At 60.8% G+C, this 24912-nt stretch carries 30 protein-coding genes; 14 read left to right on the top strand and 16 right to left on the bottom strand.

Annotated features, from left to right (window positions below; all coding sequences use genetic code 11):
• Positions 1–3: 3 nt before the first annotated feature.
• The gene (locus AC1RME_RS22910; RefSeq protein ID WP_096821076.1) at positions 4–759 is read right to left on the bottom strand and encodes a spermidine synthase; all 756 of its coding nucleotides are present in this window, start codon (positions 757–759) and stop codon (positions 4–6) included.
• Between the two features lie 150 nt (positions 760–909).
• Here AC1RME_RS22910 and AC1RME_RS22905 point away from each other — a divergent pair, with 150 nt between their 5' ends.
• A complete protein-coding gene (locus tag AC1RME_RS22905; RefSeq protein WP_007955704.1) occupies positions 910–2256 on the top strand; it encodes a class II 3-deoxy-7-phosphoheptulonate synthase in 1347 nt (448 codons plus the stop codon).
• On the opposite strand, the gene AC1RME_RS22900 is transcribed toward AC1RME_RS22905, so the two are convergent.
• Complete coding sequence (locus AC1RME_RS22900) at positions 2253–3500, bottom strand: winged helix-turn-helix domain-containing protein (RefSeq protein ID WP_096821075.1); 1248 nt, start codon at positions 3498–3500, stop codon at positions 2253–2255. The two genes, AC1RME_RS22905 and AC1RME_RS22900, sit on opposite strands and share 4 nt — an antisense overlap.
• A gap of 64 nt (positions 3501–3564) precedes the next feature.
• On the bottom strand, positions 3565–3780 hold the full coding sequence (locus tag AC1RME_RS22895) for a DUF1127 domain-containing protein (protein WP_085607148.1): 216 nt from the start codon (positions 3778–3780) through the stop codon (positions 3565–3567).
• A 97-nt stretch (positions 3781–3877) separates the two neighbouring features.
• On the opposite strand from AC1RME_RS22895, the gene AC1RME_RS22890 reads away from it, so the two are divergent.
• Entirely contained in the window at positions 3878–4732 is an 855-nt protein-coding gene (locus AC1RME_RS22890) for a LysR substrate-binding domain-containing protein (protein WP_007955701.1), read from the top strand.
• Here AC1RME_RS22890 and AC1RME_RS22885 read toward each other — a convergent pair.
• Positions 4722–5471: a sulfite exporter TauE/SafE family protein gene (locus AC1RME_RS22885; RefSeq protein ID WP_085744971.1), complete on the bottom strand. Its 750-nt coding sequence runs from the start codon at positions 5469–5471 to the stop codon at positions 4722–4724. The genes AC1RME_RS22890 and AC1RME_RS22885 overlap by 11 nt on opposite strands.
• A gap of 112 nt (positions 5472–5583) precedes the next feature.
• Here AC1RME_RS22885 and AC1RME_RS22880 point away from each other — a divergent pair, with 112 nt between their 5' ends.
• From AC1RME_RS22880 to AC1RME_RS22865, 4 genes are all read left to right on the top strand, one after another.
• Positions 5584–6540, top strand: coding sequence for a LysR family transcriptional regulator (locus AC1RME_RS22880; RefSeq protein WP_096821073.1), 957 nt, complete (start codon positions 5584–5586; stop codon positions 6538–6540).
• 83 nt (positions 6541–6623) lie between these two features.
• Entirely contained in the window at positions 6624–7088 is a 465-nt protein-coding gene (locus AC1RME_RS22875; protein WP_102620446.1) for a MarR family winged helix-turn-helix transcriptional regulator, read from the top strand.
• Positions 7089–7370: 282 nt separating this feature from the next.
• Positions 7371–7790 carry an organic hydroperoxide resistance protein gene (locus AC1RME_RS22870; protein WP_041069547.1) on the top strand — a complete coding sequence of 140 codons (420 nt, stop codon included), beginning with the start codon at positions 7371–7373 and terminating at the stop codon, positions 7788–7790.
• Positions 7791–7823: 33 nt separating this feature from the next.
• Positions 7824–8837, top strand: coding sequence for an alpha/beta hydrolase (locus AC1RME_RS22865; protein ID WP_493091766.1), 1014 nt, complete (start codon positions 7824–7826; stop codon positions 8835–8837).
• Between the two features lie 65 nt (positions 8838–8902).
• Here AC1RME_RS22865 and AC1RME_RS22860 read toward each other — a convergent pair whose 3' ends face one another.
• A complete protein-coding gene (locus AC1RME_RS22860) occupies positions 8903–9472 on the bottom strand; it encodes an elongation factor P (RefSeq protein ID WP_096821070.1) in 570 nt (189 codons plus the stop codon).
• Between the two features lie 48 nt (positions 9473–9520).
• Positions 9521–10663: an elongation factor P maturation arginine rhamnosyltransferase EarP gene (gene earP, locus AC1RME_RS22855; RefSeq protein ID WP_493073120.1), complete on the bottom strand. Its 1143-nt coding sequence runs from the start codon at positions 10661–10663 to the stop codon at positions 9521–9523.
• Between the two features lie 124 nt (positions 10664–10787).
• On the opposite strand from earP, the gene AC1RME_RS22850 reads away from it, so the two are divergent.
• A complete protein-coding gene (locus AC1RME_RS22850; protein WP_102620449.1) occupies positions 10788–11195 on the top strand; it encodes a hypothetical protein in 408 nt (135 codons plus the stop codon).
• A 2-nt stretch (positions 11196–11197) separates the two neighbouring features.
• A complete protein-coding gene (locus AC1RME_RS22845) occupies positions 11198–11680 on the top strand; it encodes a GreA/GreB family elongation factor (RefSeq protein WP_096821067.1) in 483 nt (160 codons plus the stop codon).
• A gap of 22 nt (positions 11681–11702) precedes the next feature.
• Here AC1RME_RS22845 and cysB read toward each other — a convergent pair whose 3' ends face one another.
• The 5 genes from cysB to AC1RME_RS22820 form a co-directional block, all read right to left on the bottom strand.
• Positions 11703–12677, bottom strand: a complete 975-nt coding sequence (gene cysB, locus AC1RME_RS22840; protein ID WP_007955684.1) for an HTH-type transcriptional regulator CysB — start codon at positions 12675–12677, stop codon at positions 11703–11705.
• Between the two features lie 113 nt (positions 12678–12790).
• The gene (locus tag AC1RME_RS22835; RefSeq protein ID WP_085730577.1) at positions 12791–13294 is read right to left on the bottom strand and encodes a universal stress protein; all 504 of its coding nucleotides are present in this window, start codon (positions 13292–13294) and stop codon (positions 12791–12793) included.
• Between the two features lie 98 nt (positions 13295–13392).
• On the bottom strand, positions 13393–14298 hold the full coding sequence (locus AC1RME_RS22830; protein ID WP_096821066.1) for a 5'-nucleotidase: 906 nt from the start codon (positions 14296–14298) through the stop codon (positions 13393–13395).
• Between the two features lie 31 nt (positions 14299–14329).
• Positions 14330–15283, bottom strand: a complete 954-nt coding sequence (locus AC1RME_RS22825; RefSeq protein WP_493091764.1) for a putative 2-dehydropantoate 2-reductase — start codon at positions 15281–15283, stop codon at positions 14330–14332.
• Positions 15283–15669: a thioredoxin family protein gene (locus tag AC1RME_RS22820; protein WP_096821064.1), complete on the bottom strand. Its 387-nt coding sequence runs from the start codon at positions 15667–15669 to the stop codon at positions 15283–15285. Before AC1RME_RS22820 ends, AC1RME_RS22825 begins: the two co-directional genes overlap by 1 nt.
• On the opposite strand from AC1RME_RS22820, the gene AC1RME_RS22815 reads away from it, so the two are divergent.
• Entirely contained in the window at positions 15668–16096 is a 429-nt protein-coding gene (locus tag AC1RME_RS22815; protein ID WP_085730573.1) for a PilZ domain-containing protein, read from the top strand. The two genes, AC1RME_RS22820 and AC1RME_RS22815, sit on opposite strands and share 2 nt — an antisense overlap.
• Positions 16097–16241: 145 nt before the next feature.
• Positions 16242–17318 (top strand): 3-deoxy-7-phosphoheptulonate synthase, encoded by a 1077-nt coding sequence (locus tag AC1RME_RS22810; protein WP_042560279.1) that lies wholly within the window; start codon positions 16242–16244, stop codon positions 17316–17318.
• Positions 17319–17388: 70 nt separating this feature from the next.
• On the opposite strand, the gene AC1RME_RS22805 is transcribed toward AC1RME_RS22810, so the two are convergent.
• The gene (locus tag AC1RME_RS22805; protein WP_007955658.1) at positions 17389–17670 is read right to left on the bottom strand and encodes a GNAT family N-acetyltransferase; all 282 of its coding nucleotides are present in this window, start codon (positions 17668–17670) and stop codon (positions 17389–17391) included.
• A 637-nt stretch (positions 17671–18307) separates the two neighbouring features.
• Here AC1RME_RS22805 and oprI point away from each other — a divergent pair.
• On the top strand, positions 18308–18559 hold the full coding sequence (oprI, locus tag AC1RME_RS22800) for an outer membrane lipoprotei OprI (RefSeq protein ID WP_003183784.1): 252 nt from the start codon (positions 18308–18310) through the stop codon (positions 18557–18559).
• Positions 18560–18682: 123 nt separating this feature from the next.
• Here the strand turns inward: oprI and AC1RME_RS22795 are convergent, their stop codons facing one another.
• The 3 genes from AC1RME_RS22795 to AC1RME_RS22785 form a co-directional block, all read right to left on the bottom strand.
• On the bottom strand, positions 18683–19654 hold the full coding sequence (locus AC1RME_RS22795) for a L,D-transpeptidase family protein (protein WP_096821063.1): 972 nt from the start codon (positions 19652–19654) through the stop codon (positions 18683–18685).
• A gap of 150 nt (positions 19655–19804) precedes the next feature.
• A complete protein-coding gene (locus tag AC1RME_RS22790; protein ID WP_007955656.1) occupies positions 19805–20098 on the bottom strand; it encodes a hypothetical protein in 294 nt (97 codons plus the stop codon).
• A gap of 57 nt (positions 20099–20155) precedes the next feature.
• Positions 20156–20761, bottom strand: coding sequence for an arylesterase (locus AC1RME_RS22785; RefSeq protein ID WP_096821062.1), 606 nt, complete (start codon positions 20759–20761; stop codon positions 20156–20158).
• 10 nt (positions 20762–20771) lie between these two features.
• On the opposite strand from AC1RME_RS22785, the gene AC1RME_RS22780 reads away from it, so the two are divergent.
• From AC1RME_RS22780 to greB, 3 genes are read left to right on the top strand one after another with little or no spacing between them, the layout of a single operon-like run.
• Complete coding sequence (locus tag AC1RME_RS22780) at positions 20772–21455, top strand: ABC transporter ATP-binding protein (protein ID WP_085710774.1); 684 nt, start codon at positions 20772–20774, stop codon at positions 21453–21455.
• On the top strand, positions 21455–23959 hold the full coding sequence (locus tag AC1RME_RS22775; RefSeq protein ID WP_096821061.1) for an ABC transporter permease: 2505 nt from the start codon (positions 21455–21457) through the stop codon (positions 23957–23959). The genes AC1RME_RS22780 and AC1RME_RS22775 overlap by 1 nt, the downstream gene beginning before the upstream one ends.
• A 34-nt stretch (positions 23960–23993) precedes the next feature.
• Entirely contained in the window at positions 23994–24491 is a 498-nt protein-coding gene (gene greB, locus AC1RME_RS22770; protein ID WP_003226818.1) for a transcription elongation factor GreB, read from the top strand.
• 3 nt (positions 24492–24494) lie between these two features.
• On the opposite strand, the gene AC1RME_RS22765 is transcribed toward greB, so the two are convergent.
• Complete coding sequence (locus AC1RME_RS22765) at positions 24495–24803, bottom strand: hypothetical protein (RefSeq protein ID WP_096821060.1); 309 nt, start codon at positions 24801–24803, stop codon at positions 24495–24497.
• Positions 24804–24912: the final 109 nt, after the last annotated feature.

The raw sequence follows: 24912 nt of genomic DNA, 5'->3' as shown, positions 1-24912 counted from the left end.
GGCTCAGGTCGCCGGGCGAATAGCCTTGATCAACGACTGCAACGAGTATCCCAGCTTCGGCGCGAGCGCTTCAGCCCGGGCGGTGAGCGCCTGCATGTCCAGCACCTGATCGAGATCCGCCGGCACGATCAGAATCACGTTGCCCTCCTTCACCGGCAGTTCCCAGTAATGTCGGTGATAGAGCCCGCGCAACAGCGCCGCCCCCAGAGGCTTGCCGTCATCGGTGGCCCACTGGTTGATCACCAACCAGCCGCCGGGATTCAGACGTTTCTGACAGTCGCCGAGGAAATTCCACGCAAGGTGAGCGGCACCGGGGCCGACATCGGTGTAGAGGTCGACGAAGATCAGATCCGCCGGTTCGGCCGTCGGCAGCAGTTCGATTGCATCGCCAACGCGGATATACAGCCGCGGATCGTCATCGAGACCGAGGTATTCGATGGCCAGACGCGGCACATCCGGGCGCAACTCGATGGCTTCGACATCTTCCAGCGGCAGGAACTTGAGGCAGGCCTGGGTCAGCGTGCCGGCGCCAAGACCGAGAAACAGTGCGCTCTCCGGTTGCTCATGGCACAACGCGCCAATCAGCATCGCCCGGGTGTAGTCGTACTCCAGCCAGCTCGGGTCGGCGGTAAACACGCAGCTTTGCTCGATGGCATCGCCGAACTCCAGAAAGCGGTAGTCGGCCACTTCCAGCACGCGAATCACGCCGAACTCATCCTGTACCTCGGCGAGCAACAGCTCGACGCGCTCCTCAGTCATTTCGTCTCCTGGTGGTCACCGGACGCGGTGACGCGATGGCACCGCTCTGGTGCCGTGGCAAAGCGGCGATTGTCGGCGAAGCGGCGGGAGCAGGTCACGCACTAATTGCTGCTAACATGGCCGTCCGTGCGTAGAACCATAGAGACCGTGATGAGCCAACCCTGGAGCCCTGACAGCTGGCGCGCCTTGCCGATCCAGCAACAACCCCAATACCCCGACGCCGCGCACCTGCGCCAGGTCGAGCAGACGCTGGCCAGCTATCCGCCGCTGGTGTTTGCCGGTGAAGCGCGGGAGCTGCGTCGTCAGTTTGCCGAAGTCACCCAGGGCCGGGCGTTCCTGCTGCAGGGCGGCGACTGCGCGGAAAGCTTCGCCGAGTTCTCCGCCGCGAAGATTCGCGACACCTTCAAAGTGCTGCTGCAAATGGCGATCGTCATGACCTTCGCCGCCGGTTGCCCGGTGGTGAAAGTCGGGCGCATGGCCGGCCAGTTCGCCAAGCCGCGCTCGGCCAACGACGAGACCATCGACGGCGTGACCCTGCCGGCCTACCGTGGCGACATCGTCAACGGCATCGGCTTCGACTCGGCCAGCCGCGTGCCGGATCCGGAGCGTCTGCTGCAGTCCTATCACCAGTCCACCGCCACCCTCAACCTGTTGCGCGCCTTCGCCCAGGGCGGTTTTGCCGACCTGCATCAAGTGCACAAGTGGAACCTCGATTTCATCGCCAACTCGGCGCTGGCGGAGAAGTACAGCCACCTCGCCGACCGCATCGATGAGACCCTGGCGTTCATGCGCGCCTGCGGCATGGACAGCTCGCCGCAACTGCGCGAGACCAGTTTCTTCACGGCCCACGAAGCGCTGCTGCTGAACTACGAAGAAGCCTTCGTGCGCCGCGACAGCCTGACCAACGATTACTACGATTGCTCGGCGCACATGCTGTGGATCGGCGACCGCACCCGTCAGCTCGACGGCGCCCACGTCGAATTCCTGCGCGGCGTGAACAACCCGATCGGTGTCAAAGTCGGCCCGAGCATGAACCCCGACGACCTGATCCGCTTGATCGATGTGCTCAACCCGGACAACGATCCGGGCCGCCTCAACCTGATCGCGCGGATGGGCGCGAACAAGGTCGGCGATCACCTGCCGGCGCTGATCCGCGCGGTGCAGCGTGAAGGCAAGCAGGTGCTGTGGAGTTCCGACCCGATGCACGGCAACACCATCAAGGCCAGCAGCGGCTACAAGACCCGCGACTTCGCGCAGATCCTTGGCGAGGTGAAGCAGTTCTTCCAGGTTCACGAAGCGGAAGGCAGCTACGCTGGCGGCATCCACATCGAAATGACCGGGCAGAACGTCACCGAATGCATCGGTGGTGCGCGGCCGATCACTGAAGATGGTTTGTCGGATCGCTATCACACCCATTGCGACCCACGGATGAACGCCGATCAGTCGCTGGAACTGGCGTTTCTGATTGCCGAGACGCTGAAACAGGTCAAACGCTAAACCGCGATGACGTTGGCTCGGTCGTTTTCGACTTGAGCCAACGCCACCCGCAACCGCCCGGCACTTTCGCGCTGGCAATTGAGCAGCACCTGCTCCAGCCCCAACCAATCCGCCATCTGCCGCAAGTTCAGCGCCAACGCCAGCATCCCCGCCTCATCCAGCCCCGGTTCTTCCTCGTGCACCGCATGCACCGCCAATCGCCCCGCCGCCCGCTCGGCGCGCAGATCAACCCGCGCAGCAATCCGTTCGTTGTGCAGGAACGGCAGCACGTAATAGCCGTAGACCCGCTTGTCCTGCGGCGTATAAATCTCCAGCCGATAGCGGAAGTCGAATAGCCGCTCGGTGCGACTGCGTTCCCAGATCAGCGAATCGAACGGCGACAGCAATGCGCTGGCCTCGACTTTGCGCGGGACTTTCGGTTCGGGCAGGCAGTAGGCAATCTGACGCCAGCCAGCAACTTCGCAGGTCAGCAGTTGCCCGGCCTCGACCAGCTCCGCCAGGCGTGGTCGGGCATCGGCAGGGTTCAGGCGGAAGTAATCGCGCAGGTCTTTTTCCGTGCCTACGCCCAACGCCTCAGCCGCGTGCAGCAGCAAACCGCGCTGCGCCTCGGCCTCATCGGGCAATGGCTGTTGCAGCACGGACGCCGGAATCACTCGCTCCGGCAGGTCATACAGCCGTTCGAAGCCGCGCCGCCCGGCCACGGTGACTTCGCCGGCGGCAAACAACCATTCCAGCGCATGTTTTTCCGCACTCCAGTCCCACCAGGGGCCGGCCTTTTCCTCTCGGGTCGACAGGCTGCCGGCGCCCAGTGCGCCCTGCTCTTCGACCGACGCCAGCACCCGGCGAATGGTGCCTTGTTGCTCACGGCCGAAACGCGCCAGTTGCTGATAGATATCCTCACCGCGCCTGGCTCGCTGCATGCGCCAGCCCATCAACGGGTACATCGACAGCGGCAGCAATGACGCTTCATGGCCCCAGTATTCGAACAACGAACGACGTCGCCCCGAACTCCAGGCAGCCTGGTCGAGCAAGTCAGCAGAATAGGAACCGAGACGGGAAAACAGCGGCAGGTAGTGCGAGCGCACCACGGCGTTGACGGAGTCGATCTGCAACAGGCCGAGACGTTCGATCAGCCGGTTGACGTGCATCGCCTTGACAGCCGGCGGCTGGCGCCCGTGAAACCCTTGGGCAGCCAGTGCCAGACGTCGAGCCTGTTTAAGGGAAAAGGACAATGTCGCGGGCATGTGTACCTCCATGTCTGCTCGCAACCTACCTCACCACAAGAGGGTTTGTGTAGCGATGGCCTCATCATTTATGCATCGGATCGTCCCAGAACGGCCGAATCGCTTCGTGTTCGACATCGGCACGGCTGACCCCGATGTCCTTCAACGCTTCGTCGCTCAGACTGGCGAGCAGCTCGCGTTCGCGGTGAAGTTCGTACCAGCGGCTAAACTTGTGCAGCAGATCGGAAATCAGATGGACCGGAACTCTTTCATCGCTCACATACAGTTTTTGACCTTTCATCGTGTTGCCCTCCTTTAGGGATGGCTCAAGTCTCGCGCCGGGGCTACGATCAATCCAACGAATGTTTCTGATGGCAAGCATCACGGAGATTCATCAATTGTCGGCGTACCCCAGTATCGATACCGATGTCCTGCGTACCTTTGTCGCAATTGCCGATCAGGGCGGTTTTACCCGCGCCGGCGAAATGGTCAACCGCACTCAGTCGGCGGTGAGCATGCAGATGAAGCGTCTGGAAGAGGACGTGTTGCAGCGCCAGTTGTTCGAGCGCGACGGGCGTCAGGTGCGCCTCACCGCCGAAGGCCAGGTGTTGCTCGGCTACGCGCGGCGCATCCTGAAATTGCACAGCGAAGTCTTCAACACCCTGCGCGAGCCGCACATGGTCGGCACGGTGCGGATCGGCACGCCGGACGACTACGTGATGCGGTTTCTGCCGGGGATCCTGTCGCGCTTCGCTCAGTTCTACCCGCTGATCCAGATCGAAGTGCATTGCGAGTCGACCAAACAGTTGCTGCAACGCACGGACCTGGATCTGTCGATCGTCACCCGCGAGCCGGGCAACGAGATTGGCCAGTTGCTGCGCAAGGAGCGCTTTGTCTGGGCCGAGGCGCAGAACTTCAGCGCCCACGAGCAGACGCCGTTGCCGCTGGCGATGTTCAACAGTGATTGTTTCTGTCGACTGTGGGCCTGCAATGCGCTGGACGCCATGGGCCGTGAATACCGGATTGCCTACAACAGCACCAGCCTGTCGGCGTTGATGGCGGTGGTGAGCGCGGGTCTGGCGATCACCGCGCAACTGGAAAGCCTGATCACCCCGGACTTGCGAATTCTCGGTGCCGCCGAAGATCTGCCGCTGTTGCCCGAGGCCAGCATCATGCTGATCCGCAATCTGAACAATCCGTCGCCGATCACCGAATGCCTGGCCGAGCACATCGTCGAAGGTTTCAAACTTTAAAGGCGAGCATCACCGCACACAGCACCAGGAACCCGCAGAACAGCCCACGCAGGAGTTTTTCCGGCATCGCGTGGGCCACCTTCACGCCCCAACTGATGCTGGCCAGACCGCCGATGGCCAGCGGCAGGCCGATCATCCAGTCCACTTCGTGGTGCACCGCGTACGTCACCAGCGTGACACCGGTGCTCGGCAATGCCAGCGCCAGCGACAGGCCTTGAGCGACCACCTGAGTGGTGCCGAACAGGCTGGTCAGCACCGGCGTCGCCACCACTGCCCCACCGACACCGAACAGACCGCCCATGGTGCCCGACGCCGCGCCGAGCACGCCCAGCCACGGCCATGAATAACGCATCTCGGAAGTCGCCGCCGGACGCGCGCCGAACATGCGCACCAGGTTGTACGCTGACAACGCCACAAGGAACGCGACAAAACCGATGCGCATGGTTTGCGCGTCGATGCCCACGGCCCAGATCGAGCCGATCCACGCAAAGCAGAATCCCATCACCGCCAGCGGCAACGCATGCCGGAGTTCGATGCGGTTGCGCTGGTGATAACGCCACAGCGCCAGCATCACGTTCGGCACCACCATCACCAGCGCCGTGCCCTGGGCGATCTGCTGATCAAGCCCGAACCACACACCCAGCAGCGGAATGGCGATCAAGCCGCCGCCGATTCCGAATATCCCACCCAGGGTGCCGAGGGCGGCGCCAAACAACAGGTACAGCAAAAACTCGATCACAGCAGAATTCCTCATACGTCAGGGGATTCATCCTACGCAGTCGGCGCTGGCACGGAAACGCACAGCAACGCACAATGGCTGTGCCAAATCCGCATAGGCACTGAGCTGATTCATGAACCCCAATCAATTGACCGAACAACTCGGGCTGTTTCTCGATGTGCTGGAGAGTGGCAGTTTTTCCGCCGCCTCGCGCCGGCATCCGCTGACGCCATCGGCCGTCGCCCGGCGTATCGACAGCCTGGAAAGCGCTGTCGGCAGCCAGTTGTTCATCCGCAGCACTCATGCGGTGCGCGCCACGCCGGCCGGCCTGGCGTTTGCCGAACGGGCGCGGCGGATCGTTGCCGAACTGCAACTGGCCCGCGCTGAAGCCGTTTCCCTGAGCAGCGCGCCGGAAGGCTTGATCCGGGTGGATGCGCCGGCAGCGTTCGGACGTCGGCATCTGGCGCCAGTGATTGCCGACTTTCTGGTGCTGTATCCGGGGCTGGACGTGCAACTGCATCTGATCGACAGCTTCGTCGACATGGACGGCTCGAACCTGGGCAAGGTCGATCTGGTGTTGCGCGCCGGGCAAATGGCCGATACCCGACTGGTCGCCACACCGCTGGCGAGCATGGTGCGCATTGCTTGCGCCAGCCCCGACTATCTCAAGCGTCGGGGTGTGCCGAGCGAGCCGGCACAACTGGGTGAACATGACGGCCTCGATTGGGACGGCCTCGCCCCGCCCTTCGCCTGGCGATTCGAACAGGACGGGCAGATGCAGTTGCACCGCCCGGCGCGGGTCCGCATGAGCGCCAACAACGCCGAGGCCCTGGTGTGCGGTGCACTTGCGGGCCTCGGGATCGCGCATCTGCCGACCTGGCTGGCCAGCGAATACTTGCTGCGCGGCGAACTGCTGCCGCTGTTCTGTGAAAACGGCCTGCCAAAACCGGAGAGCACCGGCATCTACGCGCTGCGACTGGAACAACAGGCCAGCTCCCGCAGCCGCCTGCTGCTGGAATACCTCAAGACCCGCTTCAGCCCCGTGCCACCGTGGGATCTGGCACTGCAACGGGAGCTGGGCCGGCACTGACCGATTCGCCACCGGGCACAATTGTCTGGCGCATTAAAGATTCGAGCGCTAGATTCATCTGCATCACTGTTCAAGGCACCGACATGACCACCACCCGCGACACCACCGACCACTGCGAAGAGCTGCTGCTCGACAATCAGGCCTGCTTCGCCCTGCATTCCACTTCGCTGATGATGACCAAGGTCTACAAACCGCTGTTGCAAGCGCTTGGCCTGACTTATCCGCAGTATCTGGCGATGATGGTGCTGTGGGAGAAGGATGGTTTGACCGTCGGAGAAATCAGCACGCGCCTGCTGACCGATCCGGGTTCGCTGACCCCGCTGCTCAAGCGCCTGGAAGGTGAAGGTTTGCTGAGCCGAACTCGAAGCCGCGAGGATGAACGGGTGGTGATCGTCGAATTGACCGCACAGGGCCGCGCCTTGAAAGACAAGGCCCGAACCGTTCCGCAATGCATTCTGGGGGCCAGTGGCTTCACGCTGGAGCGCCTGCAAAACCTGCAAGCCGAGTTGCAGGCCTTGCGCGGTCATTTGCAGGACAGCCTCACTTAAGCCTCCCCCTTTCCCTGTAGGAGCGACCTCGAACCTACAGGGAAATCGCGCCTTTCTCTGCTTTCCCCCTCTCCCGCAAAATTTTTTCTCTCTCGTTTTCCCTTCGTAAAAACCTTTCATATCAAAGAGTTGAGATCTCTTCTCAGCCTGATCCATGTCTCGGCTTCATCATTTTTCAAAAATTTATCTTGCGCGCTAAATATTAGCGCAGTACATTTACTTCGCACCTAGTTAGCGCGCAAACAATTAGCGCAATAAATCACACTCAATGAGGCTCACACCATGCAAACTCTCTACACCGCAATCGCAACCTCCACTGGCGGCCGTGACGGTCGTGCGATCTCCAGCGACAACATCCTCGACGTCAAACTGGCCACCCCGAAAGAACTCGGCGGTGCCGGCGGCGCAGCCACCAACCCTGAGCAACTGTTCGCTGCCGGCTACTCGGCCTGCTTCATCGGCGCGCTGAAATTCGTTGCCAGCCAGACCAAACGCAAAATCCCGGACGACGCCTCGATCACCGCTCACGTCGGTATCGGTCAGATTCCTGGTGGTTTCGGTCTGGACATCGACCTGCACATCAACCTGCCGGGCCTGGAACAGGCTGACGCACAAAGCCTGGTCGACGCCGCCCACCAGGTCTGCCCGTACTCCAACGCCACCCGTGGCAATGTCGATGTGCGCCTGCACGTCACCGTGTAATCACTGACACCCAGGCCCGAACAGGAAATGAACATGAACACTTTCAGCAAAGTCTTGACCGGTACCCTTCTCGCCCTGTCCGTTCACAGCGCATTCGCCGGTGACGTCGAGCACAACACTCAGGCGTTCCTCGATGTGCTGAACGCCGGCACCGGCAAACCGATGGAACAACTGACGCCCAAGGATGCCCGCGCCGTACTGACGGGCGCTCAGTCGGGGATCAAACTGACGCTGCCCAAGGCAGACGTCAGCGAGAAGACCATCCAGGTCGATGGCCAACCGTTGAGCCTGACCATCGTCCGGCCGGCCGGGGTCAAGGGCGAGTTGCCGGTGTTCATGTTCTTCCACGGCGGCGGCTGGGTGCTGGGAGATTTCCCGACCCACGAACGTCTGGTGCGGGATCTGGTGGTCGGCTCGGGGGCCGCGGCGGTGTTCGTCAACTACACCCCTTCGCCGGAAGCGCATTACCCGGTGGCGATCAACCAGGCGTACGCGGCAACCAAATGGGTGGCCGAACACGGCAAAGAGATCAACGTCGACGGCAAGCGTCTGGCGGTGGCGGGCAACAGTGTCGGCGGCAACATGGCGGCAGTCGTCGCCTTGATGGCCAAGGACAAAGGCACCCCGGCGATCAAGTTCCAGGTACTGCTGTGGCCGGTGACCGATGCCAGTTTCGACACCGGTTCGTATAACCAGTATGCCGAGGGGCACTTCCTCACCCGCAACATGATGAAGTGGTTCTGGGACAACTACACCACCGACGCCAACCAGCGTAACGAGATCTACGCCTCGCCGCTGCGGGCCACGACCGCGCAATTGAAAGGTCTGCCGCCCGCACTGGTCCAGACTGCGGGGGCCGACGTGTTGCGTGACGAAGGTGAAGCCTACGCCCGCAAACTCGACGAAGCCGGCGTGCCGGTGACCTCGGTGCGCTACAACGGCATGATCCACGACTACGGTTTGCTCAACGTGGTCAGCCAGGTGCCGGCGGTGCGCTCGGCGATGTTGCAGGCCTCGGAAGAACTGAAACAGCACCTGAAGCAGTAATTTTCATCAGGCACAAAAAAGCCCGACTCAATGGTCGGGCTTTTTCTTTCCGCAAAAAGCAGTGCTTATTTGGCACGGCCTTTGTAGGAACCGCCTTCGCGGGTATCGATTTCGATCTTGTCACCGATTTCGATGAAGTCGGCAACCTGCAGCTCAGTACCGTTGCTCAGCTTGGCTGGCTTCATGACTTTGCCGGAAGTGTCGCCACGAGCCGAACCTTCGGTGTAGTCAACTACGCGCACGATGGTGGTCGGCAGCTCTACGGAAACCAGACGCTCTTCGAAGAACACGGCTTCGCAAACGTCGGTCATGCCTTCTTCAACGAAAGGCAGAACGCTTTCGATGTCTTCGGCGTTCAGCTCGTACATGGTGTAGTCGCTGGTGTCCATGAACGTGTAGGTGTCACCGCTGATGAAGGACAGGGTCGCTTCTTTGCGGTCCAGGATCACGTCGTCCAGCTTGTCGTCCGCACCGTAAACGGTTTCGGTCTTGTAACCGGTCAGCAGGTTCTTCAGCTTGGTCTTCATGATCGCGCTGTTACGGCCCGATTTGGTGAATTCAGCTTTCTGAACCAGCCAAGGATCGTTGTCGATACGGATCACGGTACCGGGTTTGAGTTCTTTACCAGTTTTCATTGCGAATATCCGAATTTGGATGGGATTTACAAAAATCTAGGCCGCGTATCATATCCAATTTCGGTAAAACTGTACCAGCGCCGTCGCAAGATCGGCCTGCAAGGCCTGTTCCAGACACCATGCTTCGGCATTTTTCTGCAGTTCGGGCCAGTATTTACGGGCCTCAAGCCAGTGCTCGCCGATAGGCTGCCCGGCACTCCAGGCTCGCCAGAGACCGTTCATCGCCTCGGCAGCTTCCGTCGAAAGGCCTTTTCCATAGAGCGCGAGGAAGGCATCGAGCTTGTCCAGATGGATATCTTCGTCCTGCTGATAGATGTGCCACAACATCGGCCGCCCTGCCCACTGCGCCCGGATGAACGAGTCTTCGCCGCGCACCGCGTTGAAATCGCAGCACCACAGCAGTTGATCGTATTGATCCTGACGGACGAACGGCAGCACCTGCACGGTCAGCGATCGATCGACATGCACAGCGCCGGCAGACAGCGACTCGACGCCGAGCCAACGTGCGACATCACCGAGAATCCGCCCTTCCGGCACCAACAGATGAGTGGGCGTCGAATCGGCCGCGAGTACATCCAGCCAACTGGCGAGCCCGGCATTCTCGTAGGCGAACAGCGAAATCAGTTGCGTACCGGGTGCAGGATCGACCCCCAACGCCTGCAGGAATTGTCGCTGCGCCTCGGGATCCTGCTGAAACCGCTGACGTCGCTCAAGCAATCCGCTTTCACGCAATAACCCGCCAGTGCCCGCCTGGAATCCCGGGAAGAAAAAGATCTTCTGCACGGACTTGTACTTCACCGAAGGCAGGCCGTGGCAGCCGGCCACCCAGTCTTCAGCGCTGAGATAGTCGAGGTTCATCCACAATGGCGGCTTTTCCCGCTCGGCCATGGCGTCCATGTAGGCACCCGGCAACTGGCAGGCGAACGCGGCGATCACTACATCGGCGGCGTCCGTTTCCGGCCATTCTGCCGGCCAGTGCCGGACCTCGACACCCTGCTGCCATTGCGCGTCGAGATTGATGTCGAGTTCCGGGCAAATCCGTTCGAACGCGCGCAGATCATCGACCCACAGCCGCACGGCCAATGCATGCTCGGCCACCAGTTGCCGGGCCAGACGCCAGGTCACCCCGATGTCGCCGTAGTTATCGACCACGGTGCAAAAGATGTCCCAGCGGGTTTTCGGTTGCGGCATTCAAGACTCCCGTTGGCAAAAGCGACGATTGTCCGCATAAATGTGTGCGTGCAGAAGAGCCGACGACGATTAATCTTCGTGCGACAATCGCCACTTGCCCGCAATCATCCGCCAGGAGGCAGCCATGCCCTACCGCCCAAACCCGCGCCGCCCCTTGCCTGTTCAGCTTAGCGCGCTGCAATTGACCGGCAGCATTGCCCTGGGCCTGTGGCTGGGTTTCCTGGCCATTGCGCTGACCTGCTGGCTCATTTCACGCTTTGTCTTCAATGAACAACTGGCGCCAGTTGCCCAGGCCGTACAACAACTGGCCAATCCACCGGCGGTACGAGCGGTGCCGGATATTCCTCCACAAAGCCCGTTGTTCGAGCAGTACGAAGAAAACCTGCGCAAGAACGAACAACAAAACCGTCTCGATCAGGCCCGCAGCAGCACGCGCAACCAGTCGAATCCGAAATGCCAGTTCTGGCTCCAGCAGGATCAGACGGCCCCGAGCGAAAAAAGCCGCGCCAACGTCCTGCAATTCTGCGATTGATCATGAACAAGCACGCCGTCCATCAACTGATTCTCGACAAACTGCGCGTCGACCTCGATATCGCCGAACGCGCCGCGCAAACCGCTTACGAAACCGCGACCCACGAAGAGAACATCGCCGAAAACAAGTACGACACCCTGGGACTTGAGGCGTCGTACCTGGCAGCCGGGCAAGCGAAACGGGTCGAGGAGATCCGCCAGTCACTGGCGGTCTGCCAGAACCTGACGCTTCGGGCCTATGACGATCAACGCGGAATTGAAATCGGCGCCCTGCTCGGTCTGGAAGACGAAAAGGGTCGCGAGCAATGGCTGTTTCTGGCACCGGATGCGGCGGGACTGAAAGTCGACGTGGTCGGTCAGCCAATTACCGTCATCACCCCGCGCTCGCCGCTGGGCAAAAGCCTGCTGGGCAAGTTCGAGGGCGATGAGGTGGAGATTCTGGTGGCGGGCACCCGGCAACAGTTTGCTGTCACCGAGGTGCTGTAGACAGGGGCTCAGCGACAGGGGCTTAGTGAACCGGCAGTTCAACGCCTTCGAACAGCTCTTCGAGTTCCTGCTTGTTGTGGCACTGAATGGCCTTGGCCATGACTTCGCGAGTCAGGTGCGGCGCGAATTTCTCGATGAAGTCGCACATGAAACCACGCAGGAAAGTGCCGCGACGGAAACCGATCTTGGTCACGCTGGACTCGAACAGTTCGCTGGCATCGAGTACCACCAGGTCGTTGTCGAGTTTGGTATCGACGGCCATTTTCGCCACGATGCCAACACCCAGCCCCAGGCGCACGTAGGTTTTGATCACGTCGGCGTCGGCAGCGGTGAACACTACTTTCGGCGTCAGACCACGATGGCTGAAAGCCTCGTCGAGTTTCGAACGGCCGGTGAAGCCGAACACGTAAGTCACGATCGGGTATTCGGCCAGCGCTTCGAGGGTCAGCTTCGGCAGCTTGGTCAGCGGGTGGCCTTGCGGTACAACCACGCAGCGGTTCCAGCGGTAGCACGGCATCATCACCAGATCGCCGAACAGCTCCAGCGCTTCGGTGGCAATGGCGAAATCGACGGTGCCGTCAGCGGCCATTTCGGCGATCTGCATCGGCGAACCCTGGTGCATGTGCAGCGCCACGTCCGGGTATTGCTTGATGAAATTGCTGATCACCGGCGGCAGTGCATAACGTGCCTGGGTGTGAGTGGTGGCGATCGACAGGGTGCCTTTTTTCTCGTTGGAGAATTCCTGGGCGATCTGCTTGATGCTCTCGACCTTGCGCAGAATCTCACCGGCGGTGGTGATGATGCGCTCGCCGGCCGGAGTGACACGGGTCAGGTGCTTGCCACTGCGGGCGAACACTTCGACGCCCAGTTCGTCTTCCAGCAGACGGATTTGCTTACTGATGCCCGGTTGCGAGGTGTAGAGACTTTGGGCTGTAGCGGAAACGTTGAGGTCGTGGTGCGCCACTTCCCAGATGTAGCGCAATTGTTGAAGCTTCATATGAATCCCTCAAAGCAGGTAGACGCCACGGGCATCAGCGACGGTATATAACTATATTAATGGTTTGAAGAATAAATCTAGAACTTTTTTATCAAAACGCCATTATTCCCGCCTCAGCGATCCTCCCGACGCCGACGCTCCACCAGCGGCACCATGTAAACCGGCACCTTGGACAATTGCAGCAAGCGAGTCGCCGTGCGCCCCAACGGTGTTTCCGCCCCAACCCCGTGGCTGTGACTTCCTACGATCAGCAAATCGACGGAGAGTTTCTGTACCTGGTCGAGAATCACCTGCGACGGATCACCCTGCAGCACCCGCACCGCACGAATCCGCAGCAGATCCTGCTCGCCTTCGTCCCCCAGTTCCTCGCGAAAACTGTCCAGCACCCGCTGCTCGATATTGGCGATGACGGTTTTCAGACCCTGACTGTGAAATTCGTTCAACGCCTGCTCGTCGAGATAGCTCTGCAACACCGATTCGGCAAACAGCCCCATGGGTTCCACCGCGTGCACCACATACAAGTCGGCATTGAATATTCGAGCCATCGCCAAGGCATGCTGCATCACTAACGGTGCGTACAGACCGAGGTCAGTGGCATACAGCATCGAACGAATCATATGACCTCCTCGCTAGCCAACATGGCGGAGATTTGATTCAGCTTAGCAGTGCCTTGGCGAGTACGACGTGCGACGCAACGTCTTGAACCACGTGGGCTTTAGACCGCCGGTTCGTTGCTGATGCCGTGCGGGACATGGCCGGTGGCAACCACCTCCCGGGCCAGCTCGCAGTGACCGGCCTGATCGTCGAAAAACACGTCGGCGGCAAAGGCTTCGAGGAACGCCGACTTGGTCAGGCCGCCGAGGAACAGCGACTCGTCCAGACGGATGTCCCACTCGCGCAAAGTGCGGATCACCCGCTCGTGAGCCGGCGCCGAACGTGCGGTGACCAGCGCGGTGCGGATCGGACAGGCGTCGTCCGGGAACTCGCGCTGCAACAGATTGAGCGCCGCGAGGAAGCCTTTGAACGGCCCGCCACGTAACGGCTCACGAGCGGATTCACGCTCCTTGGCCTGGAAGGCTTCGAGGCCACCGGATTGATAGACCCGCTCCGATTCGTCGGAAAACAGCACCGCATCGCCGTCGAAGGCGATGCGCAATTCATCGCTGGCCGCACGGCTGGCGCCGCCGGAAAGAATGGTCGCCGCCGCAAAGCCGTTATCCAGCGCCGAACGCACGTCTTCAGCATGGGTAGAAAGAAACAGGTCGCAACCGAACGCTTTGAGATAAGGATAAGGACTGCGCCCGCCGACAAATGCCGCGCGGGAAATCGCCAAGCCGTAATGATCGATCGAGTTGAACACCCGCAGGCCGGTGTCGGCACTGTTGCGCGACACCAGAATCACCTCGACCCGGGCACGGCCGAGGCGACTGTTGAGGTTGAGCAGTTTTTCCACCAGCGGAAAGGCATCGCCCGGCGCGAGGATTTCGTCTTCGTGCTCGATCTGATATTGCCGATAGGCTTCGACGCCGCTCGACAGATACACCTTGTGACTCTCGCTCAGGTCGAACAGGGCACGGGACGAAATCGCCAGCACCAGTTTGTCATCGATGTTCTTGGCCATGCCTTCCCCCAAATCCCCTCAAGAAACCGACTCAGGTGTTACGCCGGTCGATGAAACGCAAATTGCGATACAGCGCTTCGATGCGCGGCAGCTCGCAACCTGCCGCTTTTGCCGCCGCCAAGGGTCGAGCGTAGATGGCGTCCAGTTCCAGCGGTCGTTTGTGCAGAAAATCGTGGTACATGCTCGGCCAATAGTCGGGCATTTTCTCGGTCATCATGAACAGATATTCGGCGTAACCGGGCGGCATGTCGTGGCCGCAGGCCTTGGCACCCTGCACCACTTCGGCCATCAGCGCCTGGATCTGCGCGCGGCTGTCGGCATCGGCCATCAGCGGCGTGGTGCTCGCCCCGAGCAACACCGAAAGACCATTGTAGGGAATGTTCCAGACCAGTTTCTGCCAGCGCGCCTGATGCAGGTTCGGCATGGCCTGGGAGTCGATGCCCGCAGTGCGGAACAGTCCGACGCCCTCCTCGACGATCGCCATGCGCGCCGCATCATCGGCTGCCGGACCGCTGTGATAACCCACGTTCACCGCCCCCAGCGCCTGATGAGTGATGTGGCCCGGGCCTTCCCGGTGAACACAGATCAGGCACAAACCGCCCAGCAGATGCAGGGAATCGGGCAACAACGCCCGCAGACTGTCTTCGACGTCCAGACCGTTTTGCAGCACCAACACTTTCGCGTCGGGTTTGGCCGCCTGAATGATCGACGGCGCCAGCCCGGCATTGCTGGTGGTCTTGGCGCCGACCAGCAACCAGTCACAGAGCGGCATGTCTTCAGCCGAGGAATAGGCCTGCACCGGATTCAGCGTCAGCGTGCCGTGAACCGCACTGTCCACCTGCAAACCACGTTCGGCGACGGCGGAAAACTCGCTGCGCAGTAAAAAGTGCACATCGAACCCGGCCCGGGCCAGCATCAAGCCGTAAAACCCTCCAATTGCGCCGGTACCGATAATCCCCACGACCGGTCTGTTCACTGCTCCCATCACGGCAACTCCTCTGCAATTCGACCCAGCGCCTGGGCCACGGCTGCGTTCAGCTCCGTGGCGTTCAAGCGCGTGTGTACTGCCCCAAAGAACTCGCCGTCGCGCACCACGAACAGCGCCGGCAAATGAAAGACCTGATAACGCTCGACCAGCCCGCCGTTGTTGCCAGCGTCGATCCAGCACACGCGATCGACCGCCAGATCGAGCCCTGGCAACACCTCGCGGGCATAGCGGCAACTCGCGCAGCCGACGCTGGTGAAAATCACCAGCGAAATGCCGTTCATCGCCAGCAGCCGTTGGTCGGCGTCGAAATCGGTCAGTTCCGATTCGAACACTATACTGGGGGAAACAATGTCAAATGGCCGACACAGGGAGTCTGTGCTCATGGGACGGTTTATTCCTCATCCGGATGATGTGCCCGTCGAATTAACGTTGCTCAAACCTGAGTGCATTTCGCGGCAACAGCTGCACACTATCAGCCTCGGCGGCATCGCTTGCAATTACCACCGCGCCTGGCGTCATGGCACCGCGCTGCAAGTGCGCATGCCCACACTCAATGCCGACTTCGCCTATCCGGGCTATGTGGCCTGGTGCTTGCGCCGTAAAAAAGGTTATCTGGTGGGCATTGCGTTCACCGATGAGCAGACGCTGTTCAGTGCGCGAATGGGTGAGCAGGTGTGTCAGATCGAGCGTTATTGCCGAATCAACGATGCCCACGATGACCTGCAGGATATCCAGGCGCGAGCGCTGCAATGGGTCGAGCAGCACGCCGAAGAATTCTCCCACGACAGCGTTCGCAAGGCTTTTGCGTAACCAGAGCTGGACTGAACAGTGACTTGCCCATTGTCTAGCAGGCGTCTAACGCGATAAGGTTCGGCTCCCCGACGCGCTTAAATCTGCTGTGCTCCGCCGCGCGGGGATCGCTGGCGGCCGGCACCCGTGACCTGACGAGTAAACGATGGCTGATTTACCGATCAACGACCTAAACGTCGCCTCCAACGAGACACTGATCACTCCCGATCAGCTCAAGCGTGATATCCCTCTGAGCGACGCTGCCCTGCGCACCGTCACCAAGGGTCGCGAAGTCATCCGCAACATTCTCGATGGCACCGACCACCGTCTGTTCGTGGTCATCGGGCCTTGCTCGATCCACGACATCAAGGCTGCCCACGAGTACGCCGAGCGCCTGAAGGTGCTGGCGGCGGAAGTATCGGACACCTTGTATCTGGTCATGCGCGTGTACTTCGAAAAACCGCGTACCACCGTCGGCTGGAAAGGCCTGATCAACGACCCGTACCTGGACGACTCGTTCAAGATCCAGGACGGTCTGCACATCGGTCGCCAGTTGCTGCTGGACCTGGCCGAGAAAGGCCTGCCGACCGCCACCGAAGCCCTCGACCCGATCTCCCCGCAATACCTGCAGGATCTGATCAGCTGGTCGGCCATCGGCGCCCGCACCACCGAATCCCAGACCCACCGTGAGATGGCTTCCGGCCTGTCCTCGGCGGTCGGTTTCAAGAACGGTACCGACGGCGGCCTGACCGTGGCGATCAACGCCTTGCAGTCAGTCTCCAGCCCGCACCGTTTCCTGGGTATCAACCAGGAAGGTGGCGTGTCGATCGTCACCACCAAGGGCAACGCCTACGGTCACGTGGTATTGCGCGGCGGCAACGGCAAGCCGAACTACGACTCGGTCAGCGTTGCCCTGTGCGAACAGGCGCTGAACAAGGCGAAGATCAAGCCGAACATCATGGTCGATTGCAGCCACGCCAACTCCAACAAGGATCCGGCCCTGCAACCGCTGGTGATGGAGAACGTCGCCAACCAGATCCTCGAAGGCAACCAGTCGATCATCGGCCTGATGGTCGAGAGTCACCTGAACTGGGGTTGCCAGGCGATTCCGAAAGACCTCGCCGACCTGCAATACGGCGTCTCGATCACCGATGCCTGCATCGACTGGTCGGCCACCGAAAACACCTTGCGCAGCATGCACGCCAAGCTCAAGGATGTGCTGCCGAAACGTCAGCGCAGCTGATAGCCGTTTCGCAGGCATAAAAAAACGCCGGGCATTGCCCGGCGTTTTTGTGTGTGCGGTGTGAGGTCAGTCAGATCTTGGCGGTGCGCCGCTGATGACGCTCCATGTAGCGCTCCACGTAGGAGCACGACGGGATGACCGTGTAGCCCATTTCATCGGCGTACTGCAGCGCCCGTTCGGTCAGGGCTGCCGCGATGCCTCGGCCACGCAATGCGTTGGGCACGAAGGTGCGGTAGATATCCAGGGTCTGTTTCCCCAGATCCATATAGGTCAGGTAGGCACGATGACCGTCCACATTGGTCTCGAACTGATGACCAGCCTGGTCATGGTGGATGGACAACGCCTCGCTCATCACTACTCCTCGCGGGTCTCGAATTCTGACCCCTACCTTACCGATGTTTTCCCGGCGAAGGAACATCTACGCCACCCCGTGCCTGATGGACACCGAGAAGAACTGCACCGATCTCGCGCAACCCGAGCACGTATCAAATAGTAGGCACCAATGGCGAAAATGCTCAAGGCGCACTCGTCATCGTGCTGATTGACGGGGCAGCTCCGGTGGACTCAGGGCCGGTTCGGGAGAAGCTCGTCCCGAGCCGAAAGGCTGAACATCGCCGGATGTTGAGACTTAAGACGTGCCTGGTTTTTTAAAGTCACCTGAACATGGACAAAGATAGGTGAGACGCTGCACAAAAACGCAACAAAAGTGTGGACGAATCCATATAGACAGACTCTAGCCACTACCCGCAAAACAGCACCGGACCACGGGAACTTTTTCTCATTAACTCGCTCATCTCGGGCCTTGCAGCTGAATATTTTTTATACAACCCAGTTAAAAGTTGCTCGAAAAAGAATCAACGCCTACAATTTTTTTTGCTTCTTGCCTTACGTCAGTTTACTTACTACAAGTAATGGGTAGTATGTACGCCGGCTATTTCCTCAATCGGAGGAGACAGCCACTTAATTGAAAGTCCTTGAAGGGGAACACGATGAACAACGTTCTGAAATTCTCTGCTCTGGCTCTGGCCGCAGTTCTGGCTACCGGTTGCAGCAGCGCATCGAAAGAAACCGAAGCACGTCTGACCGCTACTGAAGACGCAGCTGCTCGCTCCCAGGCTCGTGCAGACGAAGCTTACCGTAAAGCTGATGAAGCTCTGGCTGCTGCTCAAAAAGCACAACAGACTGCTGACGAAGCTAACGAGCGTGCTCTGCGCATGCTGGAAAAAGCTAGCCGCAAGTAATAGTCCTTCGGGATTGTTATCAAGCCGACCCGTTTTTCGGGTCGGCTTTTTTTTGCCTGAAATTTTCTTCATGCAATAAAAAACCCGCCGACGCGCAAGCATCGGCGGGTTCTTTTTATCGGCTTACTGCTGCAAGTCGATCGGTGCGCTGGAGACGATCGGCGCCGAGGTGTTCGGCGTGCCGATTTCGGTTGGCAGGCCATCTTCGGCCGCGACTACATCACGGACGACATCCCAGTTCATGCGCAGGTTGTTGGTGATGTCTTCGCGCTTGAGCATCGCGTTGATCACGGCGGTGTGCTTGTCGACCACTGACGGGTTGCCCTTGTCGTCGATCGGTGTGTGCGCTTCCAGGTAGACCTTGCCACCACTGCGACCGAACTTGTACGCATCGTTGAGGATTCGCACCGACGTGCCCACCGGCACCATGCCGGCCATTTCCAGCACGTTGTTGTTGAACATGCGGAAGCAGCCGTGGCTGGTGCGCATGCCGATGCCGAACTTCTTGTTCGAACCGTGGATCAGGTAGCCCGGTGTGCCCAGGGTGAACTTGAACGGACCCAGCGGGTTGTCCGGACCGGCCGGCACCACGTTCGGCAGCGGATCGCCATCGGCGGCGTGTTCAGCCTTGATCGAGGCTGGCGGTGTCCAGGTTGGATTCGGCGTCTTGGCAGTGATCGTGGTGTGGGCGATTGGCGAGCCCCAGCCTTCGCGACCGATACCCAGCGGGAAGGTGTACACCACGTTCCGGCCTTTCGGGTAGTAGTAGAGGCGGTACTCGGCCAGGTTGATCACGATGCCTTCACGTGGACCCGGCGGCAGGATGAAACGGGTCGGCAGGACCACTTCGGTGCCCGCACCCGGCAACCAGGCATCGACGCCCGGGTTGGCCGCAACCATTTCCGAATAGCCCAGATCGTAGGTGGTGCCCAGATCGGCAAAGGTGTCTTCGTACTTGGCCTTGATCACCTGCACCTGGCCGATGATGTCCTCACCAGGTGGTGGCAGGGGAAACTCCAATGCGGCAACGGGGCCGGCCACACACAGGGCGGCAAGAGACAGGCAGCGGGTGACGGCAGGGAAACGCGGCAACATCCGGAGAATCCTTCGCAAGATCGACAAGGGTATAAGAACGCGATTGTACACCGCGCCTCGGGGATTCGGGGAGATGCGCCGATGGGCAGGCAGAACTCTTCATAATTGAAGCCACCGCCAGCTCGGGCTGTGTTCGAAAGATGCTTGCGCTTAAAGCTCGAAACGCAGCTCAGGCCAGATCGGCGAGGTTCCACGCTTCTGCGATTCGAGAATCGCCCGGCACAGCGAGCACAGGCGCTGATCCTGAAACACCCGACGATCCACGCTCGACCAGCGCGGTTGCGCCGGCAGCAGACTGCCGCACAGGGTTCGGTCAGCCGAGCCACCGAGCTCCAGTTGACGGGTCACCAGATGCACCCGCACTTCCTGGCAGGCGAACAGATCCAGCTGCTCGTCAGGCTCGATCAGTTGGTAGGCAAACAGGGACCAGGCAGAACGCGGCATCGGGGGCTCCATTTAGGGGGGCGCCACATTAGCCGAAAGCCTGCCGCTAGAAAAGCCTCATAGCAGCGGTTTTAGCGTAGGCCAGACATTTTCCAGCAACTTGCCCTGGGCCCCGACCGCCGGGTGCAGACCATCGGCCTGCATCAAGTCGGGATGACCGCCGATTCCGTCGAGGAAAAACGGCACCAGCGGGATCTTTTTCTCCTCGGCCAGTTGGCCGTACACCTGCGCGAACGCATCGGTGTAGCGCTTGCCGTAATTGGGCGGCAATTGCATGCCGAGCAACAGCACCCTGGCACCGCTTTGACGGGAGCTGTCGATCATCGCCGCAAGGTTTTGTTGCAATTGCGTCGGCGGCATTCCGCGCAGGCCATCATTGCCGCCCAACTCGAGGATCACCAGCTCCGGCTTATGCTCTGCAAGCAGCGCCGGCAGGCGCGCCTGGCCTCCGGCACTGGTGTCGCCGCTGATGGAGGCATTGACCACTTTATCGTCAAAACCTTCGGCCTTGAGCCGCTGCTCAAGCAGCGACACCCACCCCAACCGGGTATCCAGTCCGAAACCGGCGCTGATACTATCGCCAACGATCAGGACTGTACCCGCCGCTGCGTTCTGGGCCATGCACATCAAGGCCAGGCCAGCACTCAAAAACCACACACGCATCGGATTCTCCATGGGCGCAAGCATTCTCACCGCGAAGAACCTTAGCAAAGTGGTTCCCAGCGCGGAAGGTGAACTGACCATCCTGCACGAACTCAGCCTGGAACTGAACAAGGGCGACAGCCTGGCCATCGTCGGCGCGTCCGGCTCCGGTAAATCCACCCTGCTCGGCCTGCTCGCCGGCCTCGACCTGCCAAGCAGCGGCGAAGTCGTTCTCGCCGGCCAGTCCCTGAGCAACCTCGACGAAGACCAGCGCGCACGCATTCGTGCCGAACACGTGGGTTTCGTCTTTCAATCATTCCAGTTGCTCGACAGTCTCAACGCCCTGGAAAACGTCATGCTGCCGCTGGAACTCGACGGCCGCAAAGACGCCCGCGGTCGCGCCACCGAATTGCTGCAGCGGGTCGGCCTCGGTCAGCGCCTGACGCACTCGCCGCGCCAGCTCTCCGGTGGCGAGCAGCAGCGTGTCGCCATTGCCCGAGCCTTCGCTGCCGAGCCGGATGTGCTGTTCGCCGACGAACCCACCGGCAACCTCGACAGCCACACCGGCGAGCGCATCAGCGATTTGCTGTTCGAACTGAACAAGGAACGCGGCACCACCCTGGTGCTGGTGACCCACGATGAACGCCTGGCCCATCGCTGCCGGCGCCTGATCCGACTTGAAGCCGGCCTGCTGGTCGCCCCCCTGGAGCCTTGATGGCACGTCTGCCGCTGTTGCGTCTGTTCAGCCTTGCCCTGCGCCAACTTATGCGCGATGCCCGCGCCGGGGAGTTGCGGGTGCTGTTCTTTGCCTTGCTGGTGGCCGTGGCGGCGAGTACCGCCATCGGCTACTTCGGCGCTCGTCTGAATGGTGCCATGACCTTGCGCGCCACCGAATTTCTTGGCGCGGACCTGGTGCTCGAAGGCAGTTCTCCCGCCCGAACGGAACAGATCAAGAGCGGCACCGAGCTGCGCCTCGACCATGCGCAGATCGTTGAATTCTCCAGCGTCATCGCCACCGATAACGGCATTCAGTTGTCGAGCATCAAGGCCGTCGACCGCGCCTATCCGCTGCGTGGTGAGCTGAAAAGTGCACCAGCGCCGTTTGCTGCCGAAGAATCAGGCGGCGGACCACAGCCGGGAGAAGCCTGGGTCGAATCGCGCCTGCTCACGGCGCTGGACCTTAAGATTGGCGACAGCATCGACGTCGGCATGAAGACCTTGAAGCTCACAAGGGTGTTGACCTACGAGCCGGATCGCGCCGGCAACTTCTACAGTCTGACGCCACGGGTGCTGATCAACCTCGACGACCTCGCCGCGACCGGCGTAGTCCAGCCTGGCAGCCGGGTGAGCTACCGCGAATTGTGGCGCGGTGAACCCAACGCGCTGGAAACCTATCGCCAACTGATCAAGCCGGGCCTTGCCGCCAACCAGCGGATTCAGGATGCCCGCGACGGCAACCGGCAGATCGGCGGTGCATTGGGCAAGGCCGAGCGTTATCTGAACATGGCCAGTCTGGTCGCTGTACTGTTGGCCGGCGTGGCGGTGGCGTTGTCGGCGAATCGCTTCGCCAGCCGCCGTTTCGATGCCAGTGCGCTGTTGCGTTGCCTCGGTTTGTCTCGCCGGGAAACCATGGTCCTGTTCAGCCTGCAACTGGCGGTGCTTGGCCTGTTCGCCAGCCTCAGCGGCGCCCTGCTTGGCTGGCTTGCCCAGTTGGGATTGTTTGCGCTACTGCATGATCTGCTGCCGACCGACGTACCGCCGGGTGGCTTGCTGCCGGCGCTGGCGGGGATCGGCACCGGGCTCGTTGCGCTGGCCGGTTTTGCCTTGCCGCCACTGGCCGCATTGGGCCGCGTTCCACCGCTGCGGGTTTTGCGCCGGGACATGTTGCCGATTCCGTCGAGCACATGGATGGTCTACGGCGCAGCGCTCGGTGCGCTCGGGTTGATCATGTGGCGCCTGAGCCTGGATCTGTTGCTGACCTTTGCCTTGCTTGGCGGTGGCGTGGTCGCCGCACTGGTGCTGGGTGGTTTGCTGTTGCTGCTGCTCAATAGCCTGCGTCGTCTGCTGGCTCGTGCATCGCTACCGTGGCGTCTCGGCTTGGGCCAGTTACTGCGTCATCCGCTCGCGGCAGCAGGACAGTCCCTTGCATTTGGTCTGATCCTGCTGTCCATGGCGTTGATCGCTTTGCTGCGCGGTGAATTGCTCGACACCTGGCAAAACCAGTTGCCGAAAAATGCTCCCAACTATTTCGCCCTGAACATCCTGCCGGCGGACAAGCAGGCTTTCACCGATCACCTGATCAATGTCTCGGCCCAGGCGGCGCCGTTGTATCCGGTGGTGCCGGGACGACTGATCAGCATCAACGGCGAAGCGGTGCAGCAGATCGTCAGCAAGGACTCGGCCGGTGACCGGGCGATCCAGCGCGACCTGAGCCTGACCTGGGCCGCTGACCTGCCGGCAGGCAACAAGCTCACCGCCGGTGAGTGGTGGAAAGATCAGCCACAGGACGATGTGCCCGGCGTATCGGTGGAAGGCAAAGTCGCCGAAAGCCTCAAGCTCAAACTCGGCGACCACCTGGTGTTCACCGTTGGCGGAGTGAATCGCGAAGCGAAGGTCACCAGCCTGCGGGAGATCAACTGGGACAACTTCCAGCCGAACTTCTTCATGATCTTCCAGCCCGGCACCCTGAAGGATTTGCCAGCAACCTACCTGACCAGCTTCTATCTGGCGCCCGGTCACGACCAGCAGATTGTCGAGTTGTCACGAGCATTCCCGGCGGTGACCATCCTGCAAGTCGAAGCCTTGCTCGAACAGCTGCGCAGCATCCTCGCCCAAGTCACCCTGGCGGTGGAGTACGTGTTGTTGTTTGTGTTGGCAGCCGGGATGGCGGTGCTGTTTTCCGGGTTGCAGGCAACCCTCGATGAACGCATTCGCCAGGGCGCATTGTTGCGTGCGCTGGGGGCGGAACGGCAGTTGCTGGTCAAGGCACGGCGGATCGAGTTCGGCTTGCTCGGCGCGGTCAGCGGGTTGCTGGCGGCCATCGGTTCGGAAGTGGTGAGTCTGGTGTTGTATCGCTTCGCGTTCGACCTGCCCTGGCACCCGCATCCATGGTTGCTGGTGCTGCCGTTGATCGGTGCGGCCCTGATCGGTGGCGCCGGTGTGTTCGGCACCCGTCGGGCACTGAATGCGAGCCCGCTGACAGTGTTGCGCGAGGGTTGATAGACTCCAGCCCTCAATACCACAAGAAGTTGCCATGAGCCGTTATCGCCCTCCCCGCACCGCCGGCACCGCGCTGATCACCCCCGAAGGTGAAGCGCGGATGCGCGCCGAATTCCATGAGCTGTGGCATGTGCGCCGCCCGCAGGTGACGCAGTCGGTCAGCGAAGCGGCGGCTCAGGGTGATCGTTCGGAGAATGCCGAGTACACCTACGGCAAGAAGATGCTGCGCGAGATCGACAGCCGCGTGCGCTTTCTCACCAAACGCCTTGAAGCCCTGAAGGTCGTCAGTGAAAAACCGAGCGACCCGAACAAGGTCTACTTCGGCGCCTGGGTGACCATCGAAGACGAAGACGGCAAACAGTCGCGCTACCGTATCGTCGGCCCGGATGAGCTGGATCTGAAACTGGGCCTGATCAGCATCGACTCACCACTGGCCCGCGCCCTGATCGGCAAGGCGCTGGACGCCGAAGTTCGGGTACAGACGCCAACCGGCGAGCAATTCGTCTACATCGTGGCGATCGACTATCCCTGACACTCAGCGCCGGGCAATCAGACCCTGGCGGGCAACGCGGGTCAGTTGACGGATCATTTCCGGGGCGTCTTCAGCGTTGGGCGACTGGATCACCGCCAGGTCGAAACTGTCATCGGCAAAACGCGCGAGCGACTCGCCGTCTTCGACAAACTGGATCAGGAAGGCGGCAGGACCGCCGCTGCGACGTGGCCAGCCATCGAGATAACGCAACAGCGTCGGCTGGTGTTTGCCGCCAAGCAGGATTTTTGGATTGCGCTGGGTGATATGTGCCGTGATCGGCGCGGGACGTGCTGGAGGGCGAAGTGCATTCATCGTGTCGTGTCTCTGCCTCAAAAGTCTGCATGGCAGGTGAGAGGCAACACCGAACCAGCGCTTTAGCGGTATTTCGAAGCCCTGTTCCGGCTTCTGACGGCAACTGAAG

Source organism: Pseudomonas sp. GW822-FHT03F08, from assembly GCF_058801265.1.
The sequence above is the reverse complement of the archived record's forward strand: the minus strand, read 5'-3'. Positions and strand labels throughout refer to the sequence as shown.